The 15,403-nt window shown below is 72.2% G+C and carries 14 protein-coding genes; 7 read left to right on the top strand and 7 right to left on the bottom strand.

Going from position 1 to position 15,403, the window contains the following annotated elements:
• The 3 genes from VIM26_RS24535 to VIM26_RS24525 form a co-directional block, all read left to right on the top strand.
• On the top strand, positions 1–1,815 hold a 1,815-nt coding region (locus VIM26_RS24535), incomplete at its 5' end, for an FAD-binding and (Fe-S)-binding domain-containing protein (protein ID WP_331955956.1).
• Between the two features lie 136 nt (positions 1,816–1,951).
• Positions 1,952–2,248: an MTH1187 family thiamine-binding protein gene (locus VIM26_RS24530; protein ID WP_331955955.1), complete on the top strand. Its 297-nt coding sequence runs from the start codon at positions 1,952–1,954 to the stop codon at positions 2,246–2,248.
• A gap of 284 nt (positions 2,249–2,532) precedes the next feature.
• Positions 2,533–3,798 carry a hypothetical protein gene (locus tag VIM26_RS24525; protein ID WP_331955954.1) on the top strand — a complete coding sequence of 422 codons (1,266 nt, stop codon included), beginning with the start codon at positions 2,533–2,535 and terminating at the stop codon, positions 3,796–3,798.
• A gap of 131 nt (positions 3,799–3,929) precedes the next feature.
• Here the strand turns inward: VIM26_RS24525 and VIM26_RS24520 are convergent, their stop codons facing one another.
• The 4 genes from VIM26_RS24520 to VIM26_RS24505 form a co-directional block, all read right to left on the bottom strand.
• Complete coding sequence (locus VIM26_RS24520) at positions 3,930–4,913, bottom strand: alpha/beta hydrolase (protein WP_331955953.1); 984 nt, start codon at positions 4,911–4,913, stop codon at positions 3,930–3,932.
• A 46-nt stretch (positions 4,914–4,959) separates the two neighbouring features.
• On the bottom strand, positions 4,960–5,919 hold the full coding sequence (locus VIM26_RS24515; protein ID WP_331955952.1) for a zinc-binding dehydrogenase: 960 nt from the start codon (positions 5,917–5,919) through the stop codon (positions 4,960–4,962).
• 118 nt (positions 5,920–6,037) lie between these two features.
• Positions 6,038–6,760, bottom strand: coding sequence for a hypothetical protein (locus VIM26_RS24510; protein WP_331955951.1), 723 nt, complete (start codon positions 6,758–6,760; stop codon positions 6,038–6,040).
• 153 nt (positions 6,761–6,913) lie between these two features.
• Positions 6,914–7,579, bottom strand: a complete 666-nt coding sequence (locus VIM26_RS24505; protein ID WP_331955950.1) for a CPBP family intramembrane glutamic endopeptidase — start codon at positions 7,577–7,579, stop codon at positions 6,914–6,916.
• A gap of 404 nt (positions 7,580–7,983) precedes the next feature.
• Here VIM26_RS24505 and VIM26_RS27210 point away from each other — a divergent pair, with 404 nt between their 5' ends.
• From VIM26_RS27210 to VIM26_RS24490, 3 genes are all read left to right on the top strand, one after another.
• On the top strand, positions 7,984–8,403 hold the full coding sequence (locus VIM26_RS27210; protein WP_414696565.1) for an SDR family NAD(P)-dependent oxidoreductase: 420 nt from the start codon (positions 7,984–7,986) through the stop codon (positions 8,401–8,403).
• Between the two features lie 585 nt (positions 8,404–8,988).
• Positions 8,989–9,309, top strand: coding sequence for a hypothetical protein (locus tag VIM26_RS24495; RefSeq protein ID WP_331955948.1), 321 nt, complete (start codon positions 8,989–8,991; stop codon positions 9,307–9,309).
• Positions 9,310–9,393: 84 nt separating this feature from the next.
• A complete protein-coding gene (locus tag VIM26_RS24490) occupies positions 9,394–10,152 on the top strand; it encodes an MBL fold metallo-hydrolase (RefSeq protein ID WP_331955947.1) in 759 nt (252 codons plus the stop codon).
• 20 nt (positions 10,153–10,172) lie between these two features.
• Here the strand turns inward: VIM26_RS24490 and VIM26_RS24485 are convergent, their stop codons facing one another.
• The 3 genes from VIM26_RS24485 to VIM26_RS24475 all read right to left on the bottom strand — a co-directional run bounded on the left by VIM26_RS24485 (position 10,173) and on the right by VIM26_RS24475 (position 13,604).
• Positions 10,173–10,916, bottom strand: a complete 744-nt coding sequence (locus tag VIM26_RS24485) for a maleylpyruvate isomerase N-terminal domain-containing protein (RefSeq protein ID WP_331955946.1) — start codon at positions 10,914–10,916, stop codon at positions 10,173–10,175.
• A 77-nt stretch (positions 10,917–10,993) separates the two neighbouring features.
• Positions 10,994–12,226, bottom strand: a complete 1,233-nt coding sequence (gene metX, locus VIM26_RS24480; protein WP_331955945.1) for a homoserine O-acetyltransferase MetX — start codon at positions 12,224–12,226, stop codon at positions 10,994–10,996.
• A 61-nt stretch (positions 12,227–12,287) separates the two neighbouring features.
• Positions 12,288–13,604, bottom strand: a complete 1,317-nt coding sequence (locus VIM26_RS24475) for a bifunctional o-acetylhomoserine/o-acetylserine sulfhydrylase (protein WP_331955944.1) — start codon at positions 13,602–13,604, stop codon at positions 12,288–12,290.
• Between the two features lie 433 nt (positions 13,605–14,037).
• Between VIM26_RS24475 and VIM26_RS24470 the strand changes: the two genes are divergently transcribed.
• Positions 14,038–15,351 carry an NlpC/P60 family protein gene (locus tag VIM26_RS24470; RefSeq protein WP_331955943.1) on the top strand — a complete coding sequence of 438 codons (1,314 nt, stop codon included), beginning with the start codon at positions 14,038–14,040 and terminating at the stop codon, positions 15,349–15,351.
• Positions 15,352–15,403: the final 52 nt, after the last annotated feature.

The following is a 15,403-nucleotide window of genomic DNA, read 5'->3' as shown; positions in this document are numbered from 1 at the left end:
CGCGAGGACGGCGCCGGGCTCGCCGGCCGCACGCCCGCCGGCGAGCAGGCCTGGCCCGGCTTCGAGGACTCCGCCGTGCCGCCCGAGCGGCTCGGCGCGTACCTGCGCGAGCTGGAGACCCTGATGGCCGCGCACGGCGTGGACGGGCTGCCGTACGGGCACTTCGGCGACGGCTGCGTGCACCTGCGGCTGAACGTCCCGCTCGCGGACCAAGCCACGGCGGCGGCGAACCTGCGCTCGTTCATGTTCGACGCCGGCCGCCTCGTCGCCGCGCACGGCGGCTCGATGTCCGGCGAGCACGGCGACGGCCGGGCCCGCGGCGAGCTGCTGCCGCTGATGTACACGCCGCTCGCTATCGACCTGTTCGCGGCGTTCAAGCACCTGCTGGACCCCGCCGACGTGCTCAACCCGGGCGTCGTCGTGCGCCCCCGGCCGCTCGACGCGGATCTGCGCCGCCCGGCCGCGCTGCCGCTGCTCGCCGCCACCGGCTTCGCCTTCGCGCACGACGGCGGCGACCTGACGAACGCCGTGCACCGCTGCGTCGGGGTCGGCAAGTGCCGCGCGGACACGACGTCGTCGGGCGGGTTCATGTGCCCGTCGTACCTGGCCACGCGCGACGAGAAGGACTCGACCCGCGGCCGGGCCCGGGTGCTCCAGGAGCTCGCGAACGGCACGCTGGTGTCCGGCGGCTGGGGCTCGCCCGAGGTCAAGGAGTCCCTCGACCTGTGCCTGAGCTGCAAGGCGTGCTCGAGCGACTGCCCCGCCGGGGTCGACATGGCGCAGTACAAGTCGGAGGTCCTGCACCGTACATACCGCCGCAGGCTGCGGCCGATGACCCACTACGCGCTCGGCTGGCTGCCCCGCTGGGCCCGCCTCGCGGGTCTCGCCCCGCGGCTGATCAACGGGGTGCTCGCGATCCGGCCGCTCGCCAGGGTGGTCCTCGCGGCCGGCGGGATGGACACCCGGCGCGAGATCCCGCGGTTCGCCCCGACCCCGTTCCGGACGTGGTGGCGGCGCGGCGGCGGAACCGGCGGGGTGCCGCGCGCCCTCGTGCGCCCGGCCGCGCCCGGTGCGCGCGCCCGGCCGCCGGTGGTGCTGTGGGTCGACTCGTTCAGCGACACGCTCGACCCGGGCGTGCCGCAGGCCGCGTTCCGCGTGCTGCAGGCCGCCGGGTACGAGGTGATCGTGCCCGACGAGCAGGCCTGCTGCGGGCTCACCTGGATCAGCACCGGCCAGCTCGACGGCGCCCGGCGCCGGCTCACGGACCTGCTCGGCGTGCTCGGCCCGTACGCGGTCAACGGGATCCCGATCGTGGGTCTGGAACCGTCCTGCACGGCCGTGCTGCGTTCGGACCTGCTCGACCTGCTGCCCGACGACGCCCGCGCCGTCGCCGTCGCGAAGGCCACCCGCACGCTCGCCGAGCTGCTCACGGCACCCGCGCCGATCGGGCCCGCCTCGGACGCAGGCTGGCTCGTGCCGGACCTGTCGGACGTGACCGCCGTCGTGCAGCCGCACTGCCACCAGCACTCGGTGATGGGCTTCGACGCGGACACGGCGCTGCTCACCCAGGCCGGCGCGACCCTCACGACGCTCGCGGGCTGCTGCGGGCTGGCGGGCAACTTCGGGATGGAGAAGGGGCACTACGACGTGTCGGTCGCGGTCGCCGAGAACGCGCTGCTGCCGGCCCTGCGCGCCGCCGCCCCCGGCGACCTCTTCCTCGCCGACGGCTTCTCCTGCCGCACCCAGGCCGAGCAGCTGGCCGGCGTCCGCGGCGTCTCCCTGGCCGAGCTCCTGGCCGCCCGCCTGCCCACCTGACCCCGCCGCAACCGACCCCGCGAGGTAGTACCGCCGGCGCGAGATAGAGCCGTCCTGCGCTCTACCTCGGCGCGCGGGTACTACCTCGGCGAGGGACGAATTCGCGTCGGACCGGCGAAGTCGGCAAGATCGGACCATGCTTATTGCCTTTTCTGTTGCTCCCCTCGGTGCCGGTGAGTCCGTGACCCAGGCCGTGGCCGACGCCGTGCGGATCGTGCGCGAGTCCGGCCTGCCCAACCACACCGATTCGATGTTCACCACGCTCGAGGGCGAGTGGGACGAGTGCATGGACGTCGTGAAGCGGGCGACCGAGGCCGTCGGGCAGTACGGCGGTCGGGTGAGCCTGGTGCTCAAGGCGGACATCCGCCCAGGTCACACGGGCGAGCTCACCGGCAAGGTCGAACGGCTCGAAGAGCGCCTGACGAACTCCTGAGCCACGCCTGACGCGCCTGCGATGTTCGCCCGCCGTACGCAGGACCGCACGGCCGTCCCGACCCGCGTCGCGGTGCCCCATCCTCGACGTGGCTCTCGACCGCCGAGTTCGCCGGTCCGCGCCGATCTCGTCGGGGCAAACCGGTGACCTGGACCCGGACCAGCGAACTCACCCGTCGGTCCGGCGCGTGAACGCATGGCACAGTTGGCCCACCGCGCGCGGTGCCGCCCGATCTCGGGCATGGGCCGTTGAGTGCGCGGAGGCCTCGTAGGGAGCGTTCCACCATGCCGATCTTCGAGCTCGACGCGGGGCACCCGATCCTCGTCCAGCCGATGCAGCCCGCTGCCGGAACCTTCCCGGCGGACACGTCCTCGGTCGTCGCCGATCACCTCGGCAGCCTCCTCGGCGAACAGCTATTCCCCATCTCGACGCGTCAGCCGGGGGCCGACGGCCCGCACCTGCTCGCGGTCGACGCCGCCGGTCAGCCGGTCGTCGTCGAGGTCGTGCAGATGCTCGACGCCGACGCACTGGTCCGGGCCCTGCGGTTCGCCGGCGCGGCCGCGCGGCTGAGCTCGGCGGACCTCGCCCGGGCCTACCACTCGGGTCCCGAGCGCTTCGCGACGGAGCTCGTCGCGTTCCGCGAGAACGTGCCGGTCGCCGTCGTGCACGCCGCGGCGCGGCACGCCGGGGCCCGCTTGCTGCTGGTCTGCTCGGAGGTCGCCGAGAGCGTCGTCGACGCGGTCGAGTTCCTGCGCCAGGCGGGTCGCCAGGTCGAGGTGCTCCAGGTCGGCGTGCTGCGCGGGGCCGACGGTCGCCGGTACGTGGACGTCTCGCCGCTCGTGCCGCAGGTACCGGCCCGCCGTGCCGTCGAACCGTCCGCCCTGGGGTATGTCCAACCGCTCCAGGACCCGGACCGGGCCCGCGACGCCGGCCGCGATGCGACGCTCGAGATGAGCAACCCCGGCGCCTCCGGCGCGCGTGCTGCGGCGCCGACCCCGCGGGCCGCCGTGCCCGCCCCGCGCTCCCCGGCCCCCGCCGCCGGTGATGACTGGCGCCGCGCCATGGCGCAGCGAAACGGTCAGTCCGACGACCGCACGGAGCTCCGGCCGGCCGACCACCCCGGCCACCACCGGACCTCTGGCCGCGACCCGTCGGCGACCGGCGCGTTGACGCCGGCGGAGGCTTTCTTCCGCGCCGGTCCGGTGCCAAGTTCGGGCGCGTCCGCGCCCACCGGGACGTTTCCGTCGGTGCTGCCCGTGCCGGTCGGCCGGGCCCTGCCGCTCCCGCCGGTCGCGGACGGGATGCTCGCCGCGTTCGCGACCGCGCTCGCCTCCGCGACGACGCTCGTCTGGTACCGCGAGCGGCGCAACCAGCGGCTCGTCGCGACGCTGCGCCTCGACGGGCTCATCCAGCTGCCCAACGGTGCGGTGTTCGCCGACCCGGACATCGCCGCGTCGGCCGCCGCCGGGTCCGACACCGAGATCGACGGCTGGAGCGTGTGGCGCGTGGGCGACTCCGGCCCGACCCTCGCCGACGTCCGCGACACCTGACCACCCAGACGTGTCAGCCCGAGCGCGGTCCCTGGTCCGCGCTGGGACTGACAAGTCTGTGGCGTGTGGATGCGTCAGTCCGAGCGCGGTTTCTGGCGGGCGCTGGGGCTGACAAGTCTCGGCGGGGGCGCTCAGCCCCAGCCGTACGCCGTCGTCCAGCGGGTGATCTCGGCGTAGAACCGTCCCCGGACCGCCGGGCGGGACAGCGCCAGGTCGTGCAGGCCGTCCTCGATCCGGATCACGGTCACCGCGCGCCCGAGCTTCACGGCGCGGCGGACCATCACCTCGACATCGAGCACGATGTCGGCCGTCCGCATCGCCTCGCTCCACCGCGGGCTGATCAGGCTCCGGGTGGAGGCGAGCGTCAGGATCGGGACGCCGATGTCCAGCCCGCGCGCGACGGCGGCGTGCCCGGCCATGATCGCCCGGAGCCACCCGACCCGCACCGGGAACGACGCCGGCGGCCGCCAGGCCAGGTCGTACGTCCACTCACCGCCGCCCGCGACGCCGACGGTGCGCGCGTTGTACCCCGGGTTGATGTTCGGCAGTGCCGTCTTGGGCCCGAACCGGGCGAACTGGTTGAGTGCGGGCGTGCCCATGTGCCGGAGCACCGCGGACCCCTGGATCCCGAGCCACGGGCTGTTCAGGACCAGCGCGCAGACCTGGTCCGGCTGGCGGGCCGCCCACAGCGCGCCGATCAGCCCGCCGGTCGAGTGCCCCATGAACGTCACCCGGACCCGCGCGCCGTGGTCCCGGCGGATCACCGCCATGGCGGCGGCCAGGTCGCCGTCGTACTCCCCGAGGTGGTCGGTGTAGCCGGGCGACTGCCCCGGGCGCAGGCTGCGCCCGTACTTGCGCAGGTCGAGGGCGTAGAACGCGGCGCCCTGCGCGTGCCAGTACCGGGCGAGCTCGGTCTGGAAGAAGTAGTCGCTCCAGCCGTGCACGTACAGCAGGACCCGGGCCGGGCGCACCTCCTCCTCGGTCGGCGGGGCGTACCGGACCAGGGTCGCCACCACAGGGCCCTCGTCGTCAGCGCCCAGGTGCAGCACGAGCGCCTGGAAGTCCGGACCGAGGACGTCGGTCGTCCACAGTCCGGTGGTCTCGGTCGCGGTCACCCTGTCCACCTTCCCCGTCGGGCGCCGCCAGCGCGCGCGGTCATCGTCAGACGGTCAGCACGATCTTGCCGAACTGCGTGCCCGCGTTGAGCCGGGCAAGACCCTCGGCCGCGCGCGCGAGCGGCAGCTCGGTGTCGATCAGCGGCCGGACGCCGGTGCGCACGAGCAGGTTGAGCAGGCCCACGAGGTCCTCCTTGGCGCCCATCGTGACGCCGATGACCCGCAGCTCGAGGAAGAAGATGCGCCGCAGCTCCGCGGGCGAGGCGTCGCCCGACGTCGCCCCGGCGACGACGATCGTGCCGCCCGGGCGCGCCGACCGCACCGAGTGCCCCCAGGTCGCGGCGCCGACGGTCTCCAGTACGACGTCGACCTTGGCCGGCAGCCGCCCGCCCGGCTCGACCGCCCCCGCCGCGCCGATCTCGAGCGCGCGTTCGCGACGGCCGGCATCGCGGCTGGTCACGTGCATCTCCAGCCCGACGGCGGCGCCGAGCAGCACCGCCGCGGTCGACACCCCACCGCCCGCGCCCTGCACCAGGACCCGGTCGCCGGGCTTCGCGCCGCCCGCGGTGAACAGCATCCGGTACGCCGTCAGCCAGGCGGTCGGCAGGCATGCCGCCTCGGCGAAGCTGAGCTCGGTGGGCTTCGGCACGAGGTTCCAGGTCGGCACCGCGACCCGCTCGGCGAGCGTGCCGGGATACCGCTCCGAGGGCAGGCTGCGCCGTTCGTCCGGCCCGACGCCGTGCCCCGTCGCCCCGATCACGCCGTGCACGACGACGTCGCGCCCGTCGGCGGTGACTCCGGCCGCGTCGGTGCCCAGGATCATCGGGAGCTGGTCGGCGCGGATGCCGACGCCGCGCAGGGACCACAGGTCGTGCTGGTTCAGGCTCGCCGCGCGGACGTCGATCGTGCTCCAGTGCTCGCGGGGGGTCGGTTCGGGTTGCTCGCCGATCTCGAGGGCGCTCAGCGGGTCGTCCGGGGCGAGGCGTGCAGCGTAGGCAGAGAGCATGACGTTCAACCTAACGGCAGCCGGGTCCCGGTAATTCTTGTCGTCCGGGTAGGGCGGTCGCCAGGTGCCCGGAACCGACCGGTCCGCCTGCCGGGCCGGTCGGTTCCGCAAGGGCTGGTCAGTGGTGCTGCATCGCCTTGAGGGCCAGCGAGTCGAAGATCTCGTCGATGCCGGTCAACGGCTTGTTGAAGTCGACGAACGGCGGGATCAACGTCGCGAGCATCTCCTTGAACGACACGTCGAACGGCTCGGTCGACGCCGCGAAGGTGCGGTTGGTCGCGACCGGGTCCGCACCCTCCAGGTACACGCCGATGACCGACCCGTCCGGCGTGATGGTGAGGGTGACGACCTCGACGTTCTGGTGGAAGGCGCGCCGGGACGTGGTCATCCCCTGGCTGGCGAAGGTCTCCTTCACCCAGGCGCGGCCGCGGTCCTCCTGCCCGGGGATGATCGGTGCGCAGAACGCCAGTCCCCGGCCGCGGTCCGTCACCGTGGTGTCCACCCACTCGCCGACGGTCTCGGGCAGTGGTCCGGCGGGCGGTGCGGTGATGTCGACTCCGTGCACCTCCTTCACCGTGTCGATGAAGAAGCGGTCGAGCTCCGTGGCGCCCTCGGCGTAGGTGCGAATGACGTCCCCGGCGTTTCGATCCGACTCCGCGTAGCCGACCACGAAGTCCCCCATGGGGGTGTGCTGCCGGTAGGCGCGTTCGAGCGTGACCCCGGCCCTCGCGCGGGACTCGAGATACGCGTTCGGGTCGTTCTTGAACCGGTCGCCGATGCGGGTGATGTCTGCCTCCGACTTGCCCGGAAGAACAGGAAACACGAGCGTTGTGCGGTACATCTCATGACCCTTCCGTTGTGTGTCAGTGCACAACCGTGCCGGAAAAGCCTAGCAGCGCCGAGGTAAGGCTTGCCATACCTGATGCCTCGCCATCGGCCCGTGATCGGGTGCTTGGAGCAGGCTGCGCCTCTCGTCCGGCCCGACGCCGATCGCTCAGTGGCCCAGTCGCCACGCAAGGACGCCGAACAGCACCCCGAGACCGTTGGTCGCCCAGTGCATGCCCATGCTGGCGAGCAGGCTCCCGCTGCGGCGGCGCAGCTCACCGGCGACCACCCCGCCCAGCGCGGTGAAGGCGACAACGCCGACGACGACCAGCGTGTTCGCTGCCGAGCCCGCGCCCCGCACGGCGTTGGCAATGCCGTGATTGGCTGCGGCGAGATGAAGCGACGGCAGGATGTGCCACAGACCGAACAGGGCCGATGACACCATCAGCGCCCGCCAGGTCGTGGCGTGCCGCGCCAACATCCCCCAGAGGACCGAACGGAACGCGACCTCCTCGAGCAGGATCGTGCTGGTAGGGATGAGGACGAACGCGGAGAACAGCGCCCCCGACACCCCGAGGTGGTACCGGGCATCGAGGAACGCGGGCTTGGTCAGTGGCAGGAACACCCCGATGAGGTACGCCGTGGCGATGACGGCGGTGGCGCCGATGCCCCACCGCAGGCCGGACCGCAGCCGATCCGGGTGCAGACCGAGCTGGGACCAGCTCAAGCCGCTCCATCGGGCGAACGCGAGGAGTGCGACGGCCGCGAGCGGACCGAGCCAGAACGTTCCGCGCAGCACATGCTCGGCGACGTTCACCGTCGCCAGAGCCGCCACGACGGCCGCGGTCGCGCACCATCCGCGGCGCGCAGCACGACGGGTGGGGGGTGCTACGGCGACCTGGGTCATGCCTACCTATCGGCGGGTGGAAGCGTCAGTGAAGCGGATGCGCGCTCTCGAGTGCAGCCGTCCATCGCGTACTGCCACTCACGCGCTGGCCGGAAGGGTACTGAAAGACCGCTGAGCGGTGCCTGAGCTGATAGCGCACAGCACCAACGAGGCAGCGGCGCCTCGGTGCGAGGTCGACTGCTAGTCGAGTGACGGTTCAACAGTCATTTCATATCGCCGGCGACTTGCTGCCTGGTAAGGGTAAGCCATGAAAATGTGATAGCGCGCCTGCCACCGATCCGCCAGTTGCCGGTCCCCCCACCGAGACACGTGCCGGATGGAGCGTTGGGTCGGTGACTCCGCCGTCCTCGGTGTGGTCGTGGAGGTGGCTGTCGCCGTCTTCAGCAATTCGTGCCGCTGCTCGACCTGCGTGCCCCGATCGTGCCGGCGATGCTCCGCAACGACGCAGGCATCGTCAACACCGCATCGTTCGCCGGGATCGTGGGCATGGGGGGTTTGCCTCCTACAGCGCGTCGAAGTTCGGGGTGGTCGGCATCTCCAAGGTCGCGGCTCTCGAGTACGGGTCGATGGGCATCCGTGTGAACGCGGTGTGCCCGGGTCCGATCCGGACCTCGATGATCGACCGGCTCGTGGAGGCCAACCCTGAGGTCGAGGCGGAGCTCTTGGCACGTTCACCCATGGCGCGTCTGGGTCGTCCGGAGGAGATCGCCGAAGCGGTCGTGTGGCTCTGTTCGGTGCCGGTCGGCAGATGACGGCCGTCGGGGGCCTCGAGCGCTTCGGCCAGGGCCAGGTACTACGCGTCGTAGCTCGTGTACTGGTGGCGCAGGTCCCAAATGCGATCCTCCCTCAGCACCGCAGAGATGCGCGTCCCCGTTGTCACGGCCAGTGCGGCGCGGGAGTAGATCAGCCAATCTTGTACCCGGTGCTGAACGAGGAGTACGCGACCAAGATCGCCCGTGATTGGAACGTGAAGGCGAGCGGTGTCGGCTACGTGACGCGCTTCGAGGTCGAGAAGTCGTTCATGGATCGCTACCTTGTCCAGCAGGCTGGCGGTCAGACGATCCTGGAGTACTGGATTCCGGCGGAGGACCTGGAGGACTTCAACCGGCACATCGTCGGGCCAATCGAGGTTGTGGCCGAGTACCGATGGCCCGTTCGATCACCGGCACGATTCGGGGAGCGGCGCCGCCCTCAACGCGGCATGAGCGGGCGCTTCACGCAAGTTCACCCTGCACATCGGGTGCTCGTCGTGGAGCGTCGGGGCTCAGCGGTCGTCGCTCGCGCCGGCGACGCACGGTGGTCGGGTTGCCGTTCGCGGACGCGGGTAGCCTGCGGGGATGGCAGGCGACGTGGTGTTCGCGTCTGCGGGGCGCCGCGACGAGCTCCGCCGCATGACTCCAGCGGAGCTGAGCGAGCACGACGACCACGTCCAGGGTGTTGAGCCGGCGATCTCAAGTGCGCCTCGGTCTTCTCGACGACAGGAACTGACGCGGGCCTCACGGCGCTATGACCGGGCGTGCTTCTGGCGGGCTTGGGCCGTGGAGGATGAGGTCGAACGGTCCATTGCGCCGCTGCGCTCGGCGAATGTCTCGCTTGCGCACGGGATGAGCGAGTTTGAGCTCGAACGGGAAACCGTCGTGCCGCTCAGCGGCATGTGAGTGCGTTTCGCCGGCCGATTCCGAAGCCGGACCCGAAGGGCGTCGCGACGCGCGCCGGACACGGACACCTGACACAGTGATCCGATGCTGAATCAGGTGGCCGAGGGAGTCTGGGTCCGGCAGAGCGAGTGGGTCTGGAGCAATGCCATCGTGGTGCGCGGAGAGGCCGGGTTGATCCTGGTCGATCCCGGCATCGACGGTTCCGACCTGAGCCAGCTCGCCGATGACGTGGACCGGCTCGGCGTTCCGGTGGTCGCTGGGTTCTCCACCCATCCGCACCGGGACCATCTGCTCTGGCACTCCCGGTTCGGCGACGTGCCGCGCTATGCCACCTCCGCCGGCGCCCAGGCTGCCCGTGAAGCCCGCGAGCGGGCGCAGCAGATGGCGGCGGAGAGCGCATCGGGCATCCCTGTCGAGCTGATCGGGCTCCTCACCCCGCTGCCCGCGGATGGGGGACCCGTGCCGGGCGAGATCGTCGAGCATCAGGCGCACGCCATCGGCCACGCCGCGGTCCTGCTCGCGGACCGTGGCGTCCTGCTCGCCGGCGACATGCTCTCCGACGTCCTGATCCCGCTCCTCGACCGTCGCCGCCCCGATCAGGTGGGCGCCTACGAGACGGCACTCGACCGGCTGGGTGCGGCCGCCCGGTACATCGATGTCCTGGTCCCCGGCCACGGGGCCGTTGCCGAGGGTCCCGAGGTCGCGGCCCGCCTCGCCGCCGATCATGCCTATATCGACGCGCTGCGGCGAGGAGCGGAACCGGTCGACGCGCGTCTGGGGCAGGAATGGCTCTCCGGCCCCCACCAGTCGAACCTGGAGCAGGCCCGACACGCATCCGGATGAACGTCGGCGGTGTCGTTCGCTCACAGCAGCGGCAGCATCAGCCCAAGGTCCGGCACCGAGTCCGACGTGAACCTCGCCTGCAGCGCCTTCGCCAACCGGTCGACCTCGTACGGCATCCGCCCGGTCGCCAACCGGACCCACAGCAGCGGGTCGGCGACCTCCAGGCTCCACCCGCCCCGCGCCACCACGATGCCGAGCAGTGCCTCGGCCGCGTAGCTCAGGGCGTCGACGTTGACCGGGTGGGCACCGGGCCACGCGACCGATCGTCCGAGGTCGTCGCCGTACATGACGAGCTCGATCAGCCGCGAGACGACCAGGCCGGACAGCATGATCGGGGCCCGGCGGGTCTGCACCACGCGGTCGTCGGGCCCCAGCTCGGTGATCCGGTGGAACGCGGCGGACGCGATCCGGTCCAGCGCGCGCAGCGGCGCCGGCGAGATCTCCGCGGCGTACTGCCGCCCGGCGCGGGCCGCCGACTCGGACCGATCCCGGTAGGCGCCGAGGTACTCCGCCAGGGAGAGCGGCAGGACCCCGGGCTCGGCCGGGTCGGTCAGCGCGAGCACGTCCAGCGTGCGACCGATGTAGGAGATGACGTCCGCGACGGTGTACCCGGGCAGCACCCCGGGTGCGGCGAGGACGGCGTCGAGCCCCGCCGCGTCGTCGTCGTCCACGATCCGACCCAGCCAGCTGCGCATCGTCTCCCATTGCTGCTCGAGCAGCGTGGTGGCGGTCTTGAGTTCGACGCGGGTCCGCTGGGAGGTCATGTTTCAATCCTGCCCGCGCCGCTCCGAGGTGTCCTGCGCAGAGGTGTGCGCTGCGGAGCGGCACGGGCCGTGCGAGCTCAACCCGCGGCGAGGAACTCCGCGACCATCGCCCCGACCTGGTCCTCTTCGATGAGGAAGCCGTCGTGGCCGAAATCCGAGTGGATCATCCGGACCGGACCGGCGCCCGGGATGCCCGCGGCGATGCGCTCGGACTGGGACGGCGGGAACAGCCGGTCGGAGTCGACCGCGATCACCAGCGCGCGTGCCGTGACGCCGGCGAGCGCGGCCTCGACGCCGCCGCGGTCCCGGCCGAGGTCGTGCGTGATCATCGTGCGGGTGAGCACCACGTAGCTGTTGGCGTCGAAGCGCCGCGCGAGCTTGTCGCCGTGGTGGTCGAGGTAGGACTGGACGGCGAACCGGCCCCCGCCGAGCGGATCCTCGGCGCCCTGCGGGATGCGCCCGAACCGCTCGTCGAGCTCGCGCGCGCTGCGGTAGGAGGAGTGCGCGATCTGCCGGGCGATGCCGAGCCCGACGTGCGGACCCTCGCCGTCGGGCGCGTCGTAGTAGTCGCCGCCGGCGAAGCGGGGATCGGCGCGGATGGCGCCGATCTGGGTGTGGAAGTTCGCGATCTGGTCACCGGAGGTCTGGGCGCTGGTCGCGATCGGCGCGATCCCGCGGACCCGGCCGGGCGCGGAAGCGGCCCACTCCAGCACGCGCAGCCCGCCGAGGGACGCGCCCACCACGAGCGCCCAGGAGTCGATCCCGAGCGCGTCGGTGAGCCCGACCTCGACGGCGACCTGGTCGCGCACCGTGATGTGCGGGAAGCGCCCGCCCCACGGACGCCCGTCGGGCGCGGTCGACGCCGGTCCGGTGGAACCCTGACAGCCGCCCAGCACGTTCGGCGCGACGACGAAGTACCGGTCCGTGTCGATCGGAGAGCCGGGGCCGACGAGCGACTCCCACCAGCCGGGTGTGGGCTGCCCGGGCCCGGTGGGGCCGGTCACGTGCGAGTCGCCCGACAGGGCGTGCAGCACGAGGACGGCGTTGTCGCCGCTCGGCGACAGGGTGCCCCAGGTCTCGTACGCGAGCCGGACGTCGGGCAGCCGGCCGCCCGCCTCGAGCTCGAGCGGGCCGAGGTCGACGAACTGGCGCCGTCCGACCTCGTCACCCTCGCGCCACGCGGCGCTCGCGGGGACCGGAGCGACGGGCGCCGGAGCGCCCGTCGTCGGGAGCGCAGGGCTCGACGACCGGCCCGAGGACGGCGCGGCGGCCGTCCTCGGGGCGGGCCTGCGGGCGCGCTCGCGTGACATACCGAGCGAATCTACTGGTCCGGCCGTCCGCGTGCCCTGGGTGTCCAAATACGGCATGACCTCAGGCGCCCTTGGCGGCGCGGAAGCCGGCGTCGAGGTCGGCGAGGATGTCGTCGATGTGCTCGATCCCGACCGCGAGCCGGACCAGGCCCGGCGTGACGCTCGAGAGTGCCTGCTCCGCCACCGACAACTGGCTGTGCGTCGTGGAGGCCGGGTGGATGACGAGCGAGCGCACGTCGCCGATGTTGGCCACGTTGGAGTGCAGCTCGAGCGCGGAGACGAACGCCTGACCGGCCTCGGTGCCGCCGTCGAGCTCGAACGCGAGCACCGCGCCGGGGCCCTTGGGGGTGTACTTCAGGGCCCGCTCGTGCCAGGGGCTCGAGGGGAGCCCGGCGTAGTGCACGGCCAGCACGTCGTCGCGCGCCTCGAGCCACTCGGCGACCTTCTGCGCGTTGGACACGTGCCGCTCGATGCGCAGCGACAGCGTCTCGATGCCCTGCTCGATGAGGAACGCGTTGAACGGGGAGATCGCCGGGCCGAGGTCGCGCAGCAGCTGCACGCGCGCCTTGAGGATGTAGGACAGGTTCACCCCGAACGCCCCGCCGACGCCGAGGTCGCGGGCGAAGACGAGCCCGTGGTAGCTCGGGTCCGGGGTGTTGAAGTTCGCGAACCGCTCGGGGTGCTGGGCGTAGTCGAACGTGCCGCCGTCGACGATCACCCCGCCGATGGCGGTCCCGTGCCCGCCGAGGTACTTCGTCGCCGAGTGCACGACGACGTCGGCGCCGAACTCGATCGGTCGCAGCAGGTACGGCGTCGCGATGGTGTTGTCGACGATGAGCGGCACGCCGGCCGTGTGCGCGACCTCCGCGACGGTCTCGATGTCGAGGATGTCCGAGCGCGGGTTCGGGATGGTCTCGGCGAAGAACAGCTTGGTGTTGGGCTGGACGGCGTCGCGCCAGGACTGCGGGTCGTGCGGGTCGTCGACGAACGTGGTCGTGATGCCGAGCTTCGGCAGCGTGTAGTGGAACAGGTTGTACGTGCCGCCGTACAGGCTCGGGCTGGACACGATGTGGTCGCCGGACTCGGCGACGTTGAGGATCGCGATCGTCGTGGCGGCCGAGCCGGAGGCGAGGAACAGCGCGCCGACGCCGCCCTCGAGCGAGGCGACCCTGTTCTCCACGACCTCCGTGGTCGGGTTGCCGATGCGGGTGTAGATGGGGCCGAGGTCCTTCAGAGCGAATCGGTCGGCGGCGACGTCGGCGCTGGGGAAGACGTACGACGTCGTCTGGTAGATGGGCAGCGCGCGGGCGCCGGTGGTGGAGTCGGGGGTCTGGCCAGCGTGGATCTGGCGGGTCTCGAAGGACCAGGCGTCATTCATGGAGAGCTCCTTGGACGGACCGCGGGGCTGGCTCGGTGCGGTGACCGGTAGCCCGCGAGGGTGGGTGGGGGAGGTTCGCACGAAGGGATGTGCCGGGGGCCGCGCGGGTGGGGCGTGGATCGCGTCGTAGCGAGCCGCGTCACCGGTCCGTGGGCACAGCCGAGCGTGCGCTGATCAGCGACACATTCGGCGGGACATGGCATGAGGCTAGGAGAGTGAAGCCCCGCGGCGAAACACCCGTCTCAGCATTTGGTCGTTCCGTGTCTGGAATCTGGACCTGGGAGGTTTGCACGGGTTTGTGCGGCGGAGAGAACTTCGCCCGTTATTCGACGCACTTCGCCCGCTGACCACGGTTTGGAGCTGTGCGGAGTCCGTAACGTCCGTTGGGCACGCAGGCCGACGGCAGGCGGCAGGGGCGAGGGGTACCGGACAGATGCGGGATCTTCGAAGGTGGCGCGGGCCGCTCAGCACGCTCGTGGTCGGGCTGGTCGTGGCGCTCGGACCGGTGTCGGTGGCGGCGGCGAGCCCGGCCGATCCGGCCGCCGGGGCCTCGTCGGCCGCGCCGTCCGACACGTCCGACGCCGCGCTGGGCAAGGCCCGCGCCGCGGTCGCGTCCAGGGTGACGGCGGTCGCCGGGATCGAGGTCCAGCTCGCCCAGCAGAGCGCGGATAGGGATGCCAAGCTCCTGGCCGCGGCCACCGCGGGCGAGGCCTACCTGCGCGCGGACGAGGAGCGGAAGACGGCCGAGGTCGCCGCGAAGCAGGCCACCAAGCAGCTCGCATCCGCCGACGTGCAGGCCGAGGGCGCGCGCCGGACCCTGGTCGCGATCGCGCTCCAGGCGGCTCGCTCGGGCGGGTCGATCGACGGCGTGCAGGCGTTCCTGTCTGCGGACGGCTTCGAGGAGGTCGTCCAGCGCAGCGCCGTCCTGAGCCTGATGGGCACCAAGGCGGACCGGGCGGTCCAGCAGTTCCGTGCGGCCACGATCGTCGCGAACGCGCTCAAGGGGCGGGCCGACGACGCCGTGGCGCAGCGGCTCGAGACCGCCGCCGCGGCGCAGGACGCACTCAAGGGCGCCCGACGCGCCCAGGCGGCCTCCGAGTCCGCGGTCGCCGCGGCGACGGAGCAGCGGGCCGCCCTGATCGTCCAGCTCGCCGCAGCCCGAAACACCACGGCCAAGATCGAGCGCGCACGCCAGGACGAGCTCGACGCCCAGCAGGCCGCGCGGGAGAGTGCCGCGGCGCGGGCCCAGTGGGCCCGGAGCGCGACGCCGGCGGAGGTGGCGGCCGCCGCGGCGTCGTCGGCGAACTCCGGATACGTGCGCAGCGGCCCGCGGATCGCGGCGCCGCTCGGCTCGGGACGCACGCGCGGCACGGCGGCGCAGGGGCTCGCCGCGGTGACCTGGGCGGGCAAGCACCTCGGTCTGCCGTACCAGTGGGGCGCGACCGGGCCGTTCGCGTACGACTGCTCGGGGCTGACGATGCGGTCCTGGCAGGCGGCCGGGGTGAACCTCAACCGGACGTCGCGTGACCAGTACCGGCAGATCCTCAAGATCAACTACGAGGACCTGCGTCCGGGCGACCTCATCTTCTGGGGCGACGACCCGGGCGACGCGGGCAGCATCTTCCACGTCGCGATGTGGGTCGGGAACGGCCAGATCATCGAGGCACCCCGCCCCGGCGTGAACGTCCGCATGACCCCGATCACCGGCCGCTGGGCCCGCACCATGCCCTACGCAGGCCGCCCCTGACCCCTCGAATCCCCCGCAACCCCGCAACCCCTGAACCCCTGAACCCCTGAAC

The organism is Pengzhenrongella sp. (assembly GCF_036565025.1).
GTDB lineage: Bacteria > Actinomycetota > Actinomycetes > Actinomycetales > Cellulomonadaceae > Pengzhenrongella.
This window is presented reverse-complemented; position numbering and strand designations above follow the sequence as displayed.